Annotated in this window: 14 protein-coding genes and 1 riboswitch; of the genes, 9 read left to right on the top strand and 5 right to left on the bottom strand. The window is 66.1% G+C overall.

Annotated elements, in window-relative coordinates:
• Window positions 1-34: 34 nt before the first annotated feature.
• Window positions 35-1,201: a DNA topoisomerase IB gene (locus ACSHT2_RS21075; protein WP_440636261.1), complete on the bottom strand. Its 1,167-nt coding sequence runs from the start codon at window positions 1,199-1,201 to the stop codon at window positions 35-37.
• Window positions 1,202-1,598: 397 nt separating this feature from the next.
• Between ACSHT2_RS21075 and acs the strand changes: the two genes are divergently transcribed.
• Both acs and ACSHT2_RS21065 read left to right on the top strand, forming a co-directional pair.
• Entirely contained in the window at window positions 1,599-3,545 is a 1,947-nt protein-coding gene (gene acs, locus ACSHT2_RS21070; protein ID WP_440636259.1) for an acetate--CoA ligase, read from the top strand.
• Between the two features lie 432 nt (window positions 3,546-3,977).
• Entirely contained in the window at window positions 3,978-4,493 is a 516-nt protein-coding gene (locus ACSHT2_RS21065) for a L,D-transpeptidase (protein WP_440636257.1), read from the top strand.
• Between the two features lie 48 nt (window positions 4,494-4,541).
• Here the strand turns inward: ACSHT2_RS21065 and ACSHT2_RS21060 are convergent, their stop codons facing one another.
• Both ACSHT2_RS21060 and ACSHT2_RS21055 read right to left on the bottom strand, forming a co-directional pair.
• Entirely contained in the window at window positions 4,542-5,132 is a 591-nt protein-coding gene (locus ACSHT2_RS21060; RefSeq protein ID WP_440636256.1) for a thermonuclease family protein, read from the bottom strand.
• Window positions 5,133-5,202: 70 nt separating this feature from the next.
• On the bottom strand, window positions 5,203-5,403 hold the full coding sequence (locus ACSHT2_RS21055) for a DUF1674 domain-containing protein (protein ID WP_319338588.1): 201 nt from the start codon (window positions 5,401-5,403) through the stop codon (window positions 5,203-5,205).
• Between the two features lie 189 nt (window positions 5,404-5,592).
• Here ACSHT2_RS21055 and ACSHT2_RS21050 point away from each other — a divergent pair, with 189 nt between their 5' ends.
• From ACSHT2_RS21050 to purH, 3 genes are all read left to right on the top strand, one after another.
• Complete coding sequence (locus ACSHT2_RS21050) at window positions 5,593-6,939, top strand: RsmB/NOP family class I SAM-dependent RNA methyltransferase (protein WP_440636254.1); 1,347 nt, start codon at window positions 5,593-5,595, stop codon at window positions 6,937-6,939.
• 157 nt (window positions 6,940-7,096) lie between these two features.
• A complete protein-coding gene (locus ACSHT2_RS21045; protein ID WP_440642893.1) occupies window positions 7,097-8,815 on the top strand; it encodes a heparinase II/III family protein in 1,719 nt (572 codons plus the stop codon).
• 57 nt (window positions 8,816-8,872) lie between these two features.
• Window positions 8,873-8,954: riboswitch (ZMP/ZTP riboswitch) on the top strand.
• 24 nt (window positions 8,955-8,978) lie between these two features.
• Complete coding sequence (gene purH / locus ACSHT2_RS21040) at window positions 8,979-10,571, top strand: bifunctional phosphoribosylaminoimidazolecarboxamide formyltransferase/IMP cyclohydrolase (protein WP_440636252.1); 1,593 nt, start codon at window positions 8,979-8,981, stop codon at window positions 10,569-10,571.
• 121 nt (window positions 10,572-10,692) lie between these two features.
• Here the strand turns inward: purH and ACSHT2_RS21035 are convergent, their stop codons facing one another.
• The gene (locus ACSHT2_RS21035; RefSeq protein ID WP_440636250.1) at window positions 10,693-12,078 is read right to left on the bottom strand and encodes an MFS transporter; all 1,386 of its coding nucleotides are present in this window, start codon (window positions 12,076-12,078) and stop codon (window positions 10,693-10,695) included.
• A gap of 101 nt (window positions 12,079-12,179) precedes the next feature.
• Between ACSHT2_RS21035 and ggt the strand changes: the two genes are divergently transcribed.
• Together ggt and ACSHT2_RS21025 are read left to right on the top strand one after the other, a co-directional pair.
• Window positions 12,180-13,931, top strand: a complete 1,752-nt coding sequence (gene ggt / locus ACSHT2_RS21030; RefSeq protein ID WP_440636248.1) for a gamma-glutamyltransferase — start codon at window positions 12,180-12,182, stop codon at window positions 13,929-13,931.
• A 96-nt stretch (window positions 13,932-14,027) separates the two neighbouring features.
• Window positions 14,028-15,323, top strand: coding sequence for an MFS transporter (locus ACSHT2_RS21025; protein ID WP_440636246.1), 1,296 nt, complete (start codon window positions 14,028-14,030; stop codon window positions 15,321-15,323).
• A gap of 92 nt (window positions 15,324-15,415) precedes the next feature.
• Here the strand turns inward: ACSHT2_RS21025 and ACSHT2_RS21020 are convergent, their stop codons facing one another.
• Entirely contained in the window at window positions 15,416-16,081 is a 666-nt protein-coding gene (locus tag ACSHT2_RS21020; protein WP_440636244.1) for a glutathione S-transferase family protein, read from the bottom strand.
• A 150-nt stretch (window positions 16,082-16,231) separates the two neighbouring features.
• Here ACSHT2_RS21020 and ACSHT2_RS21015 point away from each other — a divergent pair, with 150 nt between their 5' ends.
• Window positions 16,232-16,828: a DUF2239 family protein gene (locus ACSHT2_RS21015; RefSeq protein ID WP_440636242.1), complete on the top strand. Its 597-nt coding sequence runs from the start codon at window positions 16,232-16,234 to the stop codon at window positions 16,826-16,828.
• An 84-nt stretch (window positions 16,829-16,912) separates the two neighbouring features.
• Window positions 16,913-18,262, top strand: a complete 1,350-nt coding sequence (locus ACSHT2_RS21010; protein ID WP_440636240.1) for an MATE family efflux transporter — start codon at window positions 16,913-16,915, stop codon at window positions 18,260-18,262.
• Window positions 18,263-18,304 lie beyond the last annotated feature (42 nt).

The raw sequence follows: 18,304 nt of genomic DNA, 5'->3' as shown, positions 1-18,304 counted from the left end.
CGAAGCGCAATCCGGGCCACGGGCTAGCTGGCGGTTACACCGCCGCGGTCGCCACCACCTGCGCCAGCAGCTTCTCGCGTCTCGCCTGGGAGCGCTGGCCCTTCATGGTCGCGGCGAAGCGCTCGAGGATGCCCTCCTCGAATGCGGTGACGATGGTATCGTGGACGTAGCTCTTGCGGCAGATCGCCGGCGTGTTGGAGAGCTTGTCCGCGGCGGCGCGGATTGCGTCCAGCACCTGCTTCTTGCGGCCGCGCTGGCTGGTCGCCGGCGTGATCCGCGACAGCGATTCCACCACGACGGCGGACGCCATCAGCGTACGAAAATCCTTCAGCGAGATCTTGATGCCGGCGATCTCGCGCAGAAACGCATTGACCTGGGTGGTGTTGACCGCGCGCACGATGCCGTAGGCATCGCGGTACTGGAACATGCGTTTGCCGGGAACGGCCTGCAAGATACCGATGGCGCGCACCAGCTTGGTCGCGTCGCATTCCTTACGCACCGCCTTGCCGCCCTTTGCCTTGAAGGTCAGCACGAAGCTGTCGTCTTCCAGCGTGACGTTGGACTTCAGCAGCGTGGTGGCGCCGCGGGTGCCGTTGAGACGGGCATAGGATTCGTTGCCCGGACGGATCGCGGTGCGCGCGATCAGCTCGATCACGGCCGAGAGCGCGAATTCGCGGGTCGGTTCGTCGCCCGACAGGAACGCAGTGACCTTGCGCCGGATTTTTGGCAGCGCGCCGACGAGCTTCTCCAGGCGATGCGCCTTGCGGTGCTCGCGGACCTTCTCCCAATCGGCATGATAGCGATATTGCAGCCGGCCCGCGGCATCGCGGCCCACGGCCTGGAGGTGCAAGTTGGGATCGGCGGAGTAACGCACCTCGCGATAGGCCGGCGGCACCGCCATCGCGTGCAGCCGGCGGATGGTGCGGGCGTCCCGGATATGCGCGCCGTTGGGACGCACGAAGGAGTAGCCCTTGCCGCGCTTGATACGGCGGATAGTCAGCTCGTTCTGATCACCGAGCCGCAGGCCATGCTCCTTGGCGAGCGCCTCGACCGTCGCCGGCGCCGTATCGAAGGTCTTTTTCGGGCCGGGGCGCCGGAAAGTGGCCGGTTTGGGCCATTGTCCGAGGGCTTTGGCCAGTGCAATGGCCGCAGGATCGGCTGAAGCGGGCCGCGTCGTCCCGAGATTCTGCTGATCCATCATAGCCTTATGCCTTAGCCCTGCCTGTTATCGATCAATGCCGCTGTTCTGATTTTTGTTCCGGGGCCTCTTTGGACCCGGGTTGGCCATTTAGGGTGTTCCGAACCGTATTGCGAGTCCCGAATCAGTGAGGTGAGGTTTCTAAATACCTCCATTGGTGCATGAGAGTTCTGCGCCGGCCTGGTCCGCGCATCCGGGTGAAGGCCCAAAGCCGCCCGCGGGCCTGTTTCAGATCTGCGACAGTCGCGGCAGGTCGCCTTGATCCTCCGCATGGCCGGTGGCCCACCGAAGGTCCAGCTTGTGCTCCTTGTCGGGTCCGGTTAGCCCGACGCATAATCAGCCAATGATCAAGTCGGCTCGCCGATCGCTGCCGTTCGGCCTGCCGTATGTGGAGGGAAGCATGTCCGAGAAGATCTACGACGTCCCCGCGGAGTGGGCGAAGCGCGCCTGGGTCGACCAGGCCAAGTACAAGGAGATGTACGCTCGCTCGATCTCGGACCCGAACGGCTTCTGGGCGGAGCAGGCCAAGCGCATCGACTGGATGAAGGCGCCGACGAAGATCGAGAACGTCTCGTTCGCGCCCGGCAACATCTCGATCAAATGGTTCGAGGACGGCATCCTCAACGTCGCCCACAATTGCATCGACCGGCATCTCGCCAAGCGCGCCAACCAGACCGCGATCATCTGGGAAGGCGACGATCCCTCGCAATCCAGGCACATCACCTATCAGGAGCTGCACGACGAGGTCTGCCGGATGGCCAACATCCTGCGCACCCGCAACGTCGGGAAGGGCGACCGCGTCACCATCTACCTGCCGATGATACCCGAAGCCGCCTATGCGATGCTCGCCTGCGCACGCATCGGCGCGATCCACTCGGTCGTGTTCGCGGGCTTCTCGCCGGACAGCCTCGCCCAGCGCATCAACGACTGCCAGTCCAAGGTGATCATCACCGCTGACGAAGGCCTGCGCGGCGGCAAGAAAGTGCCGCTGAAGGCCAATGTCGACGCGGCGCTCGCCAAGGCTGACGGCGTCGACTGGGTCGTCGTGGTCAAGCGCACCGGCGGCAAGGTCGACATGAACCCGACGCGCGACCTCTGGTACCACGAGGCGGCGGCGATGGTGACGACGGAATGCCCGGTCGAGCACATGCACGCCGAGGATCCGCTGTTCATCCTCTACACCTCGGGTTCGACCGGCCAGCCCAAGGGCGTGCTGCACACCACGGGTGGCTATCTCGTGTTCGCCTCGATGACGCATCAATACGTCTTCGACTATCACGACGGCGACATCTACTGGTGCACCGCCGATGTCGGCTGGGTCACCGGCCACAGCTACATCCTCTACGGCCCGCTGGCGAACGGGGCCACCACGCTGATGTTCGAGGGCGTGCCGAATTATCCGGACAATTCGCGCTTCTGGAACGTCATCGACAAGCACAAGGTCAACATCTTCTACACCGCGCCGACCGCGATCCGCGCGCTGATGCAATCGGGCGACGAGCCCGTGAAGAAGGCCTCGCGCGCGAGCTTGCGCCTGCTCGGCTCGGTCGGTGAGCCGATCAACCCGGAGGCCTGGGAGTGGTATCACCGCGTCGTCGGCGACGACCGCTGCCCGATCGTCGACACCTGGTGGCAGACCGAGACCGGCGGAATCCTGATCACGCCGCTGCCGGGCGCGACCAAGCTCAAGCCGGGCTCGGCGACGCAGCCGTTCTTCGGCGTGGTGCCTGAGATCGTCGACGCCGACGGCAAGGTGCTGGAAGGCGAGACCACCGGCAATCTCTGCCTGACGCGGTCCTGGCCCGGCCAGATGCGCACGGTCTATGGCGATCACGCCCGCTTCGAGCAGACCTATTTCTCGACCTACAAGGGCAAGTACTTCACCGGCGACGGCTGCCGGCGCGACGCCGACGGCTATTACTGGATCACCGGCCGCGTCGACGACGTCATCAACGTCTCCGGCCATCGCATGGGCACCGCCGAAGTCGAGAGCGCACTGGTCGCGCACGAGAAGGTGTCGGAAGCGGCGGTGGTCGGCTTCCCGCACGACATCAAGGGCCAGGGCATCTACGCCTATGTCACCCTGATGGCCGGCGTCCAGCCGACCGAGGATCTGCGCAAGGAGCTCGTGACCTGGGTGCGCAAGGAGATCGGCCCGATCGCTTCGCCCGACCAGATCCAGTTTGCGCCGGGCCTGCCCAAGACCCGCTCCGGCAAGATCATGCGCCGCATCCTGCGCAAGATCGCCGAGGACGAGCCCGGCAGCCTGGGCGACACCTCGACCCTGGCCGATCCCGCGGTGGTCGACGACCTCGTCAAGAACCGGCAGAACCGGAAGTCGGCGTAAGGCTCCGATCTGTGCCCCGGACGCAGCGCAGCGCTTCTTCAGCGATGCGCTGCAGAGCCGGGGCCCATCGTTCCACGCAAATAAAGAGCTGGTTCCGGCTCTGCGTCGCGGCGCTACGCGCCGTGCCTTGTCCGGGACACGAGTGCGCGTGTCGCGCCCCTTACAACCAACGGCCGTTCACGTCCTCACGCTGTTGTCAGGGCGCGTACAGGCGACCGGCACCTTTCCCGGAAAGTGTTGTTTCCAAGTCATTTACTTTATTTCGAACATTTCCTTTGTTCCCACTGCTAGCTGGCCCTCTGCGGCCGCGCGTGGAAACCATCCGGTTAACAGGCGCGGTTAAGAATAAGCGCCAATGAGGGCCTGGCGCGGCGGCGATTGCCGGGTTCTGCATAATTTTGGACGATCCGTTTGGGGCAAGGGGAAGCATCGATGTCGATGAGGATTGCGGCGGCGCTGGCCGCCACCATCGGGGTTGGGGTCTTGATATCGACGGCGGCGGAGGCGCGGCCGGAGCTGGTTGGCACGCACCTGGCCGACTATTCACCGGGCACGATCGTGGTCAGAACCAGCGAGCGGCGGCTCTATCTCATCCTCGATAACGGCCACGCCATGCGTTATCCGGTTGGCGTCGGCAAGGCCGGCAAGCAATGGGCCGGCACGACGAAGATCGAGGGCAAGTATCTCAATCCGGCCTGGGCGCCGCCCGCCGAGGTGAAGCGCGACAAGCCGAACATCCCCGACGTCATTCCCGGCGGCTCGCCGCGCAACCCGATGGGCGTCGCGGCGATGACGCTGGCCGGCGGCCAATACGCCATCCACGGCACCAACGTGCCGGGCTCGGTCGGCGGCTTCGTCTCCTATGGCTGCATCCGCATGCTCAACGACGACATCACCGATCTCTACGGCCGCGTCTCGGTCGGCACGACGGTGGTCGTGACGCGCTGACCGCCAGAATCAGTCGAGATAAACGCCGCGCGTTGCGACGCGACTTTTTTATTGCCAGAAGCGCCAGCCCCGCGCGCACCAGCCGTTGCGGTGCCCGCCATTGTAGCTGCGCACATGACCGCTCGCGAGCAGCGTCGCCGAGACGTTGGCGGTGCGCTTGGTGGCAACATCGGCGAGAACGCGGCCATATTTGTCCTGACCAAGATTATAGACCATCACGCCGCCCTGGCCGAGCAGGTTGCGCAACGCATCGCTGGCGGCCTCGGCCTTGTCCAGCTCGTCCCGGCAGGATGCTTTTATCTCGGGCGCATCGATGCCGCGCAGACGGACGCGTGCGACGAGATCGCGGCCGTCGCGCAGATGCACGCGCGCGAGGAAAGTATCACCGTCGATGGTGCGGACGACCTCGACCGGTTGCCTCACATCGGAGCCGGACTGCTGCAGGATGATTTCGGCATCGTGCGATTGTTCGTCATCCACATGCGGGATGGGCCAGATCGTTCCCTGGCGGAAGCCGAGCACGACGGCCGTCACAACGCCGACCACGAACATCCACGGCAACAGTCCGGAGAAGCGACGGCCGAACGGCGAGCCGCTGTATGAAGGCCGGTATGGACGGCTGGGATCGAAGCGCGACATCCACGCACGCTAGGACTGAGTCGGCTGAACCGGCAAGGTGGCTTAGGAGGAGCGCGCGTAAAGCGGCGCCTCAAAAGTCCGAAGCGATGCCGTTGCGCTCCCAATCGCCGTAACGGGTCGGCTCCGGCCCCTTTGGCCCCTGCACCTCCTTCGGCGCAGCTTCAGCATGCGCGGCCGCCGCAGCCTGCCGGCGCGCCTCGGCTTCGGCCAACGCCCGCTGGGCGGCCGGCGACAGCGGCTTGCGATCGGGAAGGGAGGGCTGGTCACTCATCTCGGCGGGTTCCTAACGCAGGATCACGGGAAGTGCGAGGTCCAATAACGCATTGCTGAAATGGTCATTACGGGCTGCAATCGCGAGGGGCCATTCTTACATTTGGCATATTCGCGTGCCAGAGATGACTCCTCTCAAGGCATGCGCCATTGCGGCGGAACTGCCGCTCGCTCAGAACCTTGCTTCCGTATGCCATCTCAACGTTTCGTCCCTCCGTCCGAAGTGCCCGGTCTTGCGGCACGGCGGATTGCCGCCGACATCGTCGACGGCGTGCTGCACAAGCACCGCACGCTCGACGAGCAGCTCGATGGCAGCGGCGCCCATCCCGGACTGAAGACGCTGGCCGATCGCGACCGCGCGCTGATGCGCCGCCTCGTCGCCACGGTGCTGCGCCGGCTCGGCACGCTCGGCCATGTGCTGTCCCGCCTGCTCGACAAGGGCATCCCGTCCGATGCACCGCGCGCGCAGAGCGCACTCCTGATCGGCGCGGCGCAGATCCTCTGGATGGACGTGCCGGATCACGCCGCGGTCGACCTCTCCGTTCGCCTCGTGCAATCCGACCGCCGCGCCGCGCGCTATGCCGGCCTCGTCAACGCCGTGCTGCGCCGCTGCGCGCGCGAGGGCAAGGGGCTGATCGAGGAGGTCGCGACGCAATCGCTCGACCTGCCACCATGGCTGCTTGCGCGCTGGAGCGCGCATTATGGCGAGGCGACCGCACGCGACATGGCGCTGGCGCTCGGCCACGAGCCCTCGCTCGATCTGACGGTGAAGTCGGATCCCGCACAATGGGCGAGCCGCCTGCATGGCGAGACACTGCCGACCGGAACGGTGCGGATGCTGCTGCACGGTTCGGTGACTATGCTGCCCGGCTTCGCCGAAGGACAATGGTGGGTGCAGGACGCCGCCGCCGCATTGCCCGCCCGGCTGTTCGGCGACGTCAAAGGCAAATCCATTGCCGATCTCTGCGCCGCTCCCGGTGGCAAGACCGCGCAGCTGGCGCATGCCGGCGCGCGTGTCACGGCCATCGACCGCTCGCCCGCGCGAGTGGCGCGGTTGCGCGAAAACCTGGCGCGACTGTCGCTCCATGCGGAGACCGTCGTTGCTGACGCCGTGGAATGGGCCGGCCCGGCCGAGACCTTCGACGGTATTCTGATCGACGCGCCCTGTACCTCGACCGGTACGATCCGCCGTCATCCCGATGTGGCATGGCTGCGGCAGGAATCCGACATCGCCGCCCTGGCGACGCTCCAGCAGCGGCTGCTGCGAAAATCGGTGTCGCTGCTCAAGCCCGGCGGAACGCTGATCTATTGCACCTGTTCGCTGGAACCCGAGGAAGGCGAGCAGGCCGTGGCGGCGCTGCTCGCCACCGAGCCTGCGCTTCGCCGCGTTCCGATCGAGGCGTCGGAGGTAGCGGGGCTCGACGAAATCATCACCGCTGACGGCGACCTTCGCACCCTGCCCTGCCATCTGCCGAACGCCGATCCCAAGCTCGGCGGCCTCGACGGATTTTTCGCGGCCCGGCTCGTTAAATCCTGATTTTGCACTGGATTTTGCGATCACGACGCTGATTCGCGCCGTTCAAGGTGGTGTCAGACGTCCGATTTTGGGATTAATAAGGATTCGTCGTCAATCCTCTCCCCCTTCAAGGCAAGGCGTGTCGGTCGCTCAACGCAGACATATCTCGACGCTGGTCATGAACCGCTTCGCGCGGAACATGCTCGCGCGCGCGAGCGGCGGTTCCGTTGCGCTGTCGCGGGTCTGGCCCGGCCGCACCGACCGGCTTATCATCGCACCGCACGACCTGCGCACCGCGGACGCGACCCGCGCCGCCGAAATCTATGCCGGCCGCTTCGTCTTCGCCGGCAAGATCGTCAATTGCCACGGCCGCTCGATCTTCGATCTTGAGCCGCCGTCGGAGGATTGGGAGGTTGCGCTGCTCGGCTTCGGATGGCTGCGTCATCTGCGTGCCGCCGACACTGCGCTGACGCGGGCGAATGCGCGCGCGCTCATCGAGGACTGGATCGCCAACCCCGCCAACAAGCGCCGCCCCGTCGCGCGCCGCGCCGACGTACTGGCCCGGCGCGTGATCTCGCTGCTGTCGCAGGCGCCGCTGGTGCTGGGCGAGACCGACAACAAGTTCTACCGCCGTTATCTGCGCGCCCTGGCGCGCGAGATTCGTTTCCTGCGCTACACCATGGTCGACATTCCGGACGGGGTGCCGAAGCTCCAGGTGCTGATCGCACTGTGCTACACGACACTCTGCCTCGCCAACCAGGGGCGATACATCCGCAGCGCCTCGAAGAAGCTGTCCGACGAATTGCAACGGCAGATCCTGCCCGACGGTGGACACATCTCCCGCAACCCGGGCGCACTGATCGAACTCCTGATCGACCTGCTGCCGTTGCGACAGACCTTTGCCGCGCGCAACATCGCACCGCCGGCGGCGCTGCTCAATGCGATCGACCGCATGATGCCGATGCTGCGCTTCTTCCGGCACGGGGACGGCAATTTCGCCCTGTTCAACGGCATGAGCGCGACCTCTTCGGACCTGCTCGCAACGCTGCTCGCCTATGACGACACCCACGGCACGCCGATGGCGAACATGCCCCATACCGGCTTCCAGCGCCTCGATGCCGGCCAGACCACTGTGATCATCGACACCGGCCCGCCGCCGCCGGCCGGCGTCAGCCACGACGCCCATGCCGGCTGCCTGTCGTTCGAACTGTCCTCGGGCATCAGCCGCATCGTCACCAATTGCGGCATGCCGACCACGGGCCGCGACAATTGGCGGCCGTTCGCACGCAGCACGGCGGCGCATTCGACGCTGACCTATCACGAGACCTCGTCATGCCAGTTCGTCGAGATGTCGGCGATGAAGCGGCTCCTGCACGGCGCGCCCATCACCAGCGGTCCCGTCGAGGTCGAGAGCTATCGCGAGGTCGTGCAGAACGGCACGCTGCTCACGACATCGCATGACGGCTATCTCGCCAAGTTCGGGGCAATCCACCGTCGCGTGCTGATGATCGCCAATGACGGCGCGCGCATCGACGGCGAGGACACGCTGTCGCCGCCGCAGGGCGGACGCTTCAAGGGCGCGGATGCCGATTTCGCGCTGCGCTTCCATCTGCATCCGGCCGTGAAGGCGAGCCGGCTGTCGGACGCCCGCGGCGTGATGCTGGTGCTGCCGAACCGCGACGTATGGACCTTTGAAGCATTGGACGACAAGGTCGACCTCGAGGACAGCGTGTTCCTGGCCGGCAATGACGGGCCGCGCCGCACCGCGCAGATCGTGATCCGGCAGGACGCACGGCAGGCGCCCTCGATCCGCTGGAGTTTTGTCCGTTCCACCGCCTCGCCGGCCGTCACCAACGCCCGCCGCAACGCTCGCCGCGAGCCGGAACTCCCGCTGTAAACGCGCGAACTCGGCGTATCTCCTCGTTGTGAAAACGGACGAAAGCTGCTAACGAACACGCGCTCGCGCGACTGGCGACCTTGGATGGAGCACCATCGGGAAGCGCGGGACATAGAAGCCGCGCGCCTGGGCATAGACACTCCCTTACCAGAGGATCTTGCTCATGACTGACCATCCCCGCCGCGTCACCCGCGCCCTCCTTTCCGTCTCCGACAAGACCGGCCTGATCGAATTCGCGAAGGCGCTTGCCGCGCACGATGTCGAGCTGGTCTCGACCGGCGGCACCGCCAAGGCCATCGCCGCAGCCGGCCTCAAGGTGAAGGACGTGTCCGAGCTGACCGGCTTCCCCGAGATGATGGACGGCCGCGTCAAGACGCTGCATCCGAAGGTGCATGGCGGCCTGCTCGCGATCCGCGACAACAAGGACCATGCCGACGCGATGAAGGCGCATGGCATCGCGCCGATCGATCTCCTCGTCGTCAATCTCTATCCGTTCGAGGCGACCGTCGAGAAGGGCGCCGGCTTCGAGGATTGCATCGAGAACATCGACATCGGCGGCCCCGCGATGATCCGCGCCGCCGCCAAGAACCATGACGACGTCGCCGTCGTGGTCGAGGCTCAGGACTATCAGGCCGTGCTCGACGAGCTCGCCGCCAACAACGGCGCGACCACGCTGAAGCTGCGCCGGCGCCTTGCCGCGAAGGCCTATGCCCGCACCGCGGCGTATGACGCCGCGATCTCGAACTGGTTCAACCGTCAGCTCGAGATCGACGCGCCCGACTTCCGCGCCTTCGGCGGCCGGCTGATCCAGTCGCTGCGCTACGGCGAGAACCCGCACCAGACCGCGGCGTTCTACGCGACGCCCGACAAGCGCCCGGGCGTCTCCACCGCAAGGCAGCTCCAGGGCAAGGAGCTCTCCTACAACAACATCAACGACACCGATGCGGCCTATGAATGCATCGGCGAGTTCGACGCCAAGCGCACCGCAGCCTGCGTCATCGTCAAGCACGCCAATCCGTGCGGCGTCGCGGAAGGCTCCAGCCTCGTCGACGCTTATCGCAAGGCGCTGGCCTGCGATTCCACCTCAGCGTTCGGCGGCATCATTGCGATGAACCGTCCGCTCGATGCCGACACCGCCCGCGAGATCACCAGGATCTTCACCGAGGTCATCATCGCGCCCGACGCCAGCGAGGAGGCGATCGCCATCATCGGCGGCAAGAAGAACCTCCGCCTGTTGCTCGCCGGCAGCCTGCCCGATCCGCGTGCGCCGGGTCTCACCGCCAAGACGGTGGCCGGCGGCCTCCTCGTGCAGAGCCGCGACAACGCCGTGGTCGACGACATGACCTTCAAGGTCGTGACCAGGCGGGCGCCAACGGATGCCGAGATGCGCGATCTGAAGTTCGCGTTCCGTGTCGCCAAGCACGTCAAGTCCAACACCATCATCTACGCCAGGGATCTCGCCACCGTCGGCATCGGCGCGGGCCAGATGAGCCGGGTGGATTCAGCCCGGATCGCCGCGCGGAAGGCGCAGGATGCCGCAGCTGAGCTGAAGCTCGCCGAGCCGCTCACCAAGGGCTCGGTCGTGGCCTCGGATGCGTTCTTCCCGTTCGCCGACGGCATGCTCGCCTGCATCGAGGCCGGCGCCACCGCCGTGGTGCAGCCCGGCGGCTCGATGCGCGACGACGAGGTGATCAAGGCCGCCGACGAGCACGGCATCGCCATGGTGTTCACGGCAACACGGCACTTCAGGCACTGAGCTTGCTGTCATTCCGGGGCGCGCGAAGCGCGAGCCCGGAATCCATCGTGCAGCCTCCCATGCGGAGAAATGGATTCCGGGCTCGCGCCAGGTGGCGCGCCCCGGAATGCCGATGGGGATGCTACTTCCGCACCCGCACCAACAGCCCCAGTCCTGCAACGAAGAACACCACCAGAACGGCCATGCCGGCCTTCTGGCTTGCGGTCACGGCGGTGATCATGCCGATCAGGAGCGGGCCGATGAAGGATGTCACCTTCCCGGTCAATGCGAACAGGCCGAAATACTGCGCGATGCGATCCTTCGGTGCGAGGCGGATCAGCAACGTGCGGGAGGCGGCCTGGAGCGGGCCGCCGGCTGCACCGATCAAGCAGCCCAGCACGAGATAGGCGCGCTCCGCCGCGCTCCAGAACAGGGGAGCGCCTGCTTGCGGCGGCGCGACCTTGACGAACAGGACACTATCCTTGTCGACCAGAAGGATCGCGGCCACCGACAGCAGCAGGACCAGCAGACTTCCGGCGATGACGCGCTTCGGCCCGAGACGATCGTCGAGCTTGCCGCCGAGCCATGCGCCGAACGCGCCGGCGATCGCGAGCATGATGCCGAAGGTGCCGATCTGGATCGTGTGCCAGCCGAACGTACCGGCGGCATAGATGCCGCCAAACGCGAACAGCGACACCAGACCATCGGTGTAGATCATGTTGGCGAGCAGGAATGCCGCGAGCGACTTCTGCTTGGGCAGGCCGTTGATCGATCGCTTCAGCTCGGACAGTCCTTCGCGCAGCGCCTCGCGCAACGGGCGCTTCGCCGGATAGTCCGGCGTGAACAGGAACATCGGCATCACGAAGATGATGAACCATAGCCCGGTCAACGGCCCGGCAGCGCGGTCGCCCTGATGAGTCACGGGATCGAGCCCGAACAACGGCGTGAGGCCGAGCAACGTGCGACCGGTCTCGGGGTTGGCGGCGAGGAAACCGAGCACGATGATCAGGCTGAGGATGCCGCCGACGTAGCCGGTAGCCCAGCCGGTGCCGGAGAGCCGGCCGATGCGCTCCGGCGGCACAAGGGTCGGCATCATCGCATTGTTGAAGAGGGTGGCGAACTCCGCACCGACGCTGGCGAGCGCGACCGCGGTGAGCAGCAACGGAATGATGGCGTAGTCGCCGGGCTTGCCGATCCACAGCGTGCAGGATGCCAGCACCAGCACCACGCCGAAACCTGCGATCCATGGTTTCCTGCGGCCCGATGCATCCGCGATGGCGCCCAGCACCGGCGACAGCAGCGCGATCGCAAGGCCCGCGGCGGCCATCGCAAAACCCCACAGCGACTGCCCGGTGGCGGGATTTGGCGCAACGCTGGTCGCGAAATAGGGGGCGAACACAAAGGTCGTGACCAGCGTGAAATAGGGCTGCGCGGCCCAGTCGAAGAAGATCCAGCTGACGACGGCGGCGCGCGGCGGATAGGTCCGCTGCACGCCGGCCATACGCATATCGGGGGCAATCGTCGTCATCCCGCGGTCCTCATCACGAACAGTTTTGTCCCTCTCGGAGCAAACCGTATAGCATTGCAGCGAGGTGTGTGAACTGGCGCGAGGCCGCGGCGGAAGTTTTGATGATGTCATCATATTCGACACGGCGGACATTCTTCGCCTTCATAGCCACTCTGGCGTTCAGTCTCGCTCCCGCGACCGCTCAGGATGCGCGGCGGGGCTATGTGCCGCCCGCGCGCGACACGGTGCGCGCCGTCGCCGCCGAGCACGGCATGGTGGTGGCGCAGGAGAGGTTGTCTGCGCAGGTCGGCGCCGACATCCTGCGGCGCGGCGGCAATGCGGTGGACGCTGCGGTCGCGACCGGCTTTGCGATGGCCGTAACCTATCCACGCGCCGGCAATATCGGCGGCGGCGGCTTTATGGTGATCCATTCCGCCGATCGCAACGAAGACGTCACGATCGACTATCGCGAGACCGCGCCGGCTGCGACGACGCCACAGATCTTTCTCGGCGCCGACGGCAAGCCTGACGCGACGAAGTCACGGGATTCCGCGCTCGGTGTCGGCGTTCCCGGCACGGTCGCGGGCCTCGCGCTGGCGTTGGACAAATACGGCTCGGGCCGGTTCACTCTGGCGCAACTGCTCGCGCCCGCCATCGCGCTCGCACGCGATGGCTTCATCGTCAGCGACGACATCGCAGATACGCTGCCGAGCTGGCACCGGCGGCTGGCACGCTGGCCTTCCTCGGCCAAGATCTTCTCGCGGCCTGATGGCACGCCGCTGGGCGAAGGCGACCGGCTGGTGCAGGGCGATCTGGCCGAAACGCTATCGGCCGTCGCCGCACTGGGGCCGCGCGGCTTCTACGAGGGGGAGATCGCCGAGAAGCTCGCCAAGGCCGTGACCGACGCCGGCGGCATCATGACGCCGGCCGACCTCAAGGCCTATCAGCCGGTCGTCCGCGCGCCGGTGCGCGGCACCTATCGCGGCTATGACATCGTCTCGATGCCGCTGCCTTCGTCCGGCGGCGTGGTGCTGGTGGAGACGCTCAACATCCTCGAAGGCTTTCAGCTTGCCGATCTGAAGCAGGGATCGGCGGCATCGCTGCATCTGCTGATCGAGGCCATGAAGCGCGCCTATGCCGACCGCGCGCGCTACCTCGGCGATCCTGCCTTCGTCAACGCACCGATCGAGACGCTCATCGCGAAGGACTACGCCGCCAGGCTGCGCGCGGGCATTTCTGCCGAACGCGCCACGCCGTCAAAGGACCTCGTGTCCGCTTCTGCCGCACCGCGTGAGGGCAGCAACACCACGCATTTCTCCGTCGTCGATGCCCGCGGCAACGCGGTCAGCAACACTTATACGCTGAACTTCAGCTATGGCGTCGGCCTCGTTGCCGACGGCACCGGCGTGCTGCTCAACAACGAGCTCGACGATTTCACCGCGGCGGCCGGTGCTTCCAATGCCTATGGCCTCGTCGGCTTCGAGGCAAACCTGCCTGGTCCCGGCAAACGGCCGCTCTCGTCGATGTCACCGACCATCGTGCTGAAGGACGGCAAGCCGGTGCTGGTGACGGGCTCGCCCGGCGGCAGCCGCATCATCTCGACCGTGCTCCAGGTGATCGTGAACGTTCTCGACTACAGGATGGATGTTGCGGCCGCCGTCGCGGCGCCGCGGCTGCATCACCAATGGCTACCGGATGAGGTGCGCGTCGAGCGCGGCTTTCCCGACGACGTGCTGATCTCACTGAAGGCCATGGGCCACCTCATCGTCGAGCCGATGGGGCAGACATCGGCGAATTCGATTCTCGTGATGCCGAACGGATTGCTTGGCGCGGCCGATCTGCGGACGCGCGGTGCGGAAGCAGCGGGGCAGTAGCCCGCTCTCTGCATGGCACGGCCGCGCGCACCGGCTTGCGCAGGCCGGCGTGCGTGTTACCACCGCCCGGCCAAAGCAATTGCCAGGGAAACGCAAATGACCACTGCCGATCCGAGCCAGCGCATCGAACGCGCCGAGATCGAGGACACGAGCCTGCTCGCCTTCTATCGCGACATGAACGCGCCGGAGCGGCGGACGTTCTGGGCCTGCGCGGCAGGCTGGGCGCTCGACGGCATGGACTTCATGATCTACCCACTGGTGATCGGCACCATCATTGCCCTGTGGAAGGTCGATGCGGCCTCGGCCGGCCTTGCCGGCACGGTGACGCTGCTCGCCTCCGCCATCGGCGGCTGGCTCGGCGGCTATCTCTCCGATCATATCGGGCGTGTCAGGACGCTCCAGATCACCATCATCTGGTTCTCGTTCTTCTCGCTGGTCTGCGCCGTCGTGCAGAATTTCGACCAGCTCCTGATCGCACGCGCCGTGCTCGGTCTCGGCTTCGGCGGCGAATGGGCGGCGGGCGCCGTGCTGATGGGTGAGGCGATCCGACCCCAATATCGCGGGCGCGCGGTTGGCTCGGTCCAGTCGGGCTGGGCGGTCGGCTGGGGCCTTGCGGTGCTGTCGCAGGCGATCCTGTTCTCGGTCCTGCCCCCGGAGACGGCCTGGCGCTGGATGTTCGTGGTCGGTGCGCTGCCGGCACTTCTGGTGTTCTACATTCGCCGCTCTGTCACCGAGCCGGAGATCGCAGCCGAGGCCCGCGCCAGGCGGGCGGAAACGGGCAGTCATCCGAAACTCTGGGAGATCTTCACCTTTCCGATCGTGAAGACCACGGTGCTTGCGTCGCTGATGGCGACGGGCTGCCAGGGCGGCTACTACGCCGTCACCTTCTGGGTGCCGCAATTCCTGACCAAGGAGCGGCACCTGTCGATCGTCGGATCGACCGGCTATCTCGCGACGCTGATCATCGGCTCCTTCATCGGCTATCTCGTGGGCGCGTGGCTCGCCGACCGGATCGGGCGGCGCAATCTGTTCTTGATCTTCTCGATCGGAGCCATGGCGGTGGTGCTTCTCTACACACAGCTGCCGCTGACCAACGAGATCCTCTGGATACTCGGTTTCCCGCTCGGCTTCTTCGCCTCGGGCTATTTCTCCGGCATCGGCGCGTTCCTGACCGAACTCTATCCGACGCGGCTGCGCGGCTCGGGCCAGGGCTTCTGCTACAATTTCGGCCGCGGCATCGGCGCGCTGTTTCCATTCCTCGTCGGCGCGCTGTCGGCGACGACATCGCTCGCGAATGCGATCGCGATCTTCGCGGTGGTGGCTTACGCGGTATTCTTCATCGCCGCCTTCGCGCTGCCGGAGACGCGCGGGCGCGTGCTGTACGCGGACTGACCTGTCATCCCGGGGCACGCGAAGCGTGAACCCGGGATCTCGAGATTCCGGGTTCGGTGCTACGCACCGCCCCGGAATGACGGGAGAGAGACCTACCGCCCGACCTGATACGGCCCGCCCTTTTCCAGAGCGCGCGCATAGGCCGGCCGCGCGTGGATGCGCTCCAGGAACGCCATCGCCTTGGGATGGCCCTGCTCGAGCCCGCCGCGCGCTTGGGCTGCTTCCAGCGGAAAGCTCATCTGGATGTCGGCCGCGGTGAACTCGCTGCCGGCGAACCACTCGCTCCTGGCAAGCTCGCCTTCCCAATAGTCCATGTGCTGCTTGAGCTGCGGATTGACCAGCGCGGTCAGCGCCTGGTTGCACACCTTGCGCACCAGCGGGCGCAGCAGTGCCGGGGCGCGCTTCGGCATCAGCGTGAACAGCAGCTTGAGCAGCAGCGGCTGCATCGCGGACCCTTCCGCATAGTGCAGCCAATAGGTGTACCGCAGCCGCTCCGGCGTGTTCGCCGGCGGGATCAGCCGGCCGTTGCCGTAGGTCGCGATGAGATATTCGATGATCGCGCCTGACTCGGCGATGGTGTTGCCGTTGTCGGTGATGACGGGCGACTTGCCGAGCGGATGGATGGCGTGCAGCTCCTTCGGCGCGCGCATGTCCGGCTGGCGCTGATAGCGCACGATCTCGTAGGGCACGCCCAACTCCTCGAGCAGCCACAGCACGCGCTGCGAGCGGGAATTGTTGAGGTGGTGAACGGTCAGCATCGCGGGGTCCTCAGGGCTAGGCGTGGTCGATCGGCGGCGCCGTTCGTGCCAGCCCGGGAACACAATGTCGAGCCATCGGCGCGGATATTTTCACCCGGGTATATTGACGCGCATAATTTACCCGGGTATTAAATTGCCAACGCGATCAATATGGCAATGATTCCAATGCAAGGTACCTACACAGCGTTCGTCGGCCAGCGCCGGCTGGCCTCCGGCACGGCGGGCGAAGTCGCGCTCGCCGTCAAGCGGGCAACCCAGCCGCTGGACCAGCCGATCATCATCTTCGACGACGGGACGGGCCGGTCGATCGACTTCGACCTGCGCGGCGCGGATCGCGAGGTGTTGGCGCGGCTGGAAAAGCTGGCACCGCCGCCGGCCGAGACGGCCGAGGCACCCGTAGAGCCGCGCGGCCGCGGCCGGCCGAAACTCGGCGTGGTCGCGCGCGAGGTGACGTTGCTGCCGCGACACTGGGAGTGGCTCAATGCGCAGGCGGGCGGCGCCTCGGTCGCGCTGCGCAAGCTCGTCGACGAGGCCAGGCGCGCGAGCGGTGCCAAGGACCGCGAGCGCCAGGCGCGCGATGCGGCCTATCACTTCATGTCGACCATGGCCGGCAATCTGCCGCAGTTCGAGGAGGCCTCGCGCGCGCTGTTCGTGGACGACCGGCGGCGCTTCGCCGGACTGATCGCCGACTGGCCGACTGATATCCGCGACCACATCGTCAAGCTCGCCTACAGCGACCGCGCTTAAGGCACCGCTCTTCACAACCCCATCGACGGCCGAGCCGCGCATTGCGCGGCAACGGCTCCGCACGCCCTGATGAAAGGCCGATCCATGTCCGCCCCAAAACCGCTCTGGACCACATTCCTACGCTTCCTCGCACCCTTGATGCTGAGCAACGCGCTGCAATCGCTGTTCGGCACCGTCAGCAATGTCTATCTCGGCCAGATGATCGGCGTCGACGCGCTCGCCGCGGTCTCGGTCTTCTTCCCGGTGATGTTCTTCCTGTTCGCCTTCGTCATGGGGCTGAGCACCGGCGCCACCGTGTTGATCGGCCAGGCCTTCGGCGCGGGCGAGCACGGCCGGATCAAGATCATCGCGGGTACGACACTCGCGGTCGGCCTGCTGTTGTCGATTTCGGTTGCATTGATCGGCGGGCTCTTCAGCCGTCAATTGATGATGGCGCTCGCCACGCCCGCGGACATTCTCGATGAGGCCAGCGCCTATGCGAGGATCATGCTGCTGACCATGCCGCTCGGCTTCGTCTTCCTGCTGATGACCGCAATGATCCGCGGCGTCGGCGACGTGCTGACACCGCTGCTGGCGCTGGCGTTGTCGACTGCGACCGGCCTGATCCTGACGCCATTGCTGATCCGCGGCGCGTCCGGATTGCCGGCGGCCGGCATCACCAGTCCGGCATGGGCATCTGCGATCGCCAATGCGATGACGCTGATCGTGCTGACGGCCTATCTGCTGCGGAAGAAGCACGCGCTCGCGCCCGACGCTGCGTTGCTGCGTCATCTGCGGCTGAACGGCGCCGTGCTCGGAAAGGTGCTCGGCATCGGACTGCCGAGCGCCATCGGCATGGTGGCGATGGCGATCGCCGAGCTGGTGCTGCTCGGCCTCGTCAACGGCTATGGGTCCGACGCCACGGCGGCATACGGCGCGGTCAACCAGGTGATGGGCTACACGCAGTTCACGGCGATGTCGATTTCGATCGCGGTCTCGATCCTCGGCGCCCAGGCCGTCGGCGGCGGCGACAGGACGCGGCTCGACAGCATCGTGCGCACCGGCCTCATGTTCAACCTCGTCCTGACCGGCGGGCTGGTGGCGCTGATCTATCTCGCGCCGCGCGCGGTGCTCGGCATCTTCATCACCGATGGCGCCGTCCTCGATCTGGCGAAAGGGCTGCTGTACATCGCCTTGTGGAGCTCGGTGCCGTTCGGCCTCGCCACGGTGTTTTCAGGCGCGATGCGTGCGGCCGGTGTCGCGTTCACACCGATGCTGCTGTCGATCTTCGCGATTGTCGCGATCGAGCTGCCGGCCGCGGTGATCCTGAGCCGCACGGTCGGCCTTGCGGGCGTCTGGGCTGCCTATCCGATCGTGTTCTGCGCCATGTTCGTTTTGCAGATGGGCTATTACGTCCTGGTGTGGCGCAAGCAGGCGATCAAGCGTCTGATCTGACGGCCTTAAGTATTATGACCGTCATTAAACCGTGGACCTCAG

The sequence above is a fragment of the Bradyrhizobium sp. PUT101 genome (assembly GCF_052043945.1).
Taxonomy (GTDB): domain Bacteria; phylum Pseudomonadota; class Alphaproteobacteria; order Rhizobiales; family Xanthobacteraceae; genus Bradyrhizobium.
The sequence above is the reverse complement of the archived record's forward strand: the minus strand, read 5'-3'. Positions and strand labels throughout refer to the sequence as shown.

What these genes read in the sequence shown, in the direction of transcription:
- ACSHT2_RS21020 (WP_440636244.1), bottom strand. Translation starts at nt 16,081, where the DNA reads ATGCTGACCGTTCACCACCTCAACAATTCCCGCTCGCAGCGCGTGCTG.
- ACSHT2_RS21055 (WP_319338588.1), bottom strand. Translation starts at nt 5,403, where the DNA reads ATGAGTGACCAGCCCTCCCTTCCCGATCGCAAGCCGCTGTCGCCGGCC.
- ACSHT2_RS21065 (WP_440636257.1), top strand. Translation starts at nt 3,978, where the DNA reads ATGTCGATGAGGATTGCGGCGGCGCTGGCCGCCACCATCGGGGTTGGG.
- ggt (WP_440636248.1), top strand. Translation starts at nt 12,180, where the DNA reads ATGATGTCATCATATTCGACACGGCGGACATTCTTCGCCTTCATAGCC.
- ACSHT2_RS21015 (WP_440636242.1), top strand. Translation starts at nt 16,232, where the DNA reads ATGGCAATGATTCCAATGCAAGGTACCTACACAGCGTTCGTCGGCCAG.
- ACSHT2_RS21025 (WP_440636246.1), top strand. Translation starts at nt 14,028, where the DNA reads ATGACCACTGCCGATCCGAGCCAGCGCATCGAACGCGCCGAGATCGAG.
- ACSHT2_RS21050 (WP_440636254.1), top strand. Translation starts at nt 5,593, where the DNA reads ATGCCATCTCAACGTTTCGTCCCTCCGTCCGAAGTGCCCGGTCTTGCG.
- ACSHT2_RS21060 (WP_440636256.1), bottom strand. Translation starts at nt 5,132, where the DNA reads ATGTCGCGCTTCGATCCCAGCCGTCCATACCGGCCTTCATACAGCGGC.
- ACSHT2_RS21010 (WP_440636240.1), top strand. Translation starts at nt 16,913, where the DNA reads ATGTCCGCCCCAAAACCGCTCTGGACCACATTCCTACGCTTCCTCGCA.
- ACSHT2_RS21075 (WP_440636261.1), bottom strand. Translation starts at nt 1,201, where the DNA reads ATGATGGATCAGCAGAATCTCGGGACGACGCGGCCCGCTTCAGCCGAT.
- ACSHT2_RS21035 (WP_440636250.1), bottom strand. Translation starts at nt 12,078, where the DNA reads ATGACGACGATTGCCCCCGATATGCGTATGGCCGGCGTGCAGCGGACC.
- ACSHT2_RS21045 (WP_440642893.1), top strand. Translation starts at nt 7,097, where the DNA reads ATGAACCGCTTCGCGCGGAACATGCTCGCGCGCGCGAGCGGCGGTTCC.
- acs (WP_440636259.1), top strand. Translation starts at nt 1,599, where the DNA reads ATGTCCGAGAAGATCTACGACGTCCCCGCGGAGTGGGCGAAGCGCGCC.
- purH (WP_440636252.1), top strand. Translation starts at nt 8,979, where the DNA reads ATGACTGACCATCCCCGCCGCGTCACCCGCGCCCTCCTTTCCGTCTCC.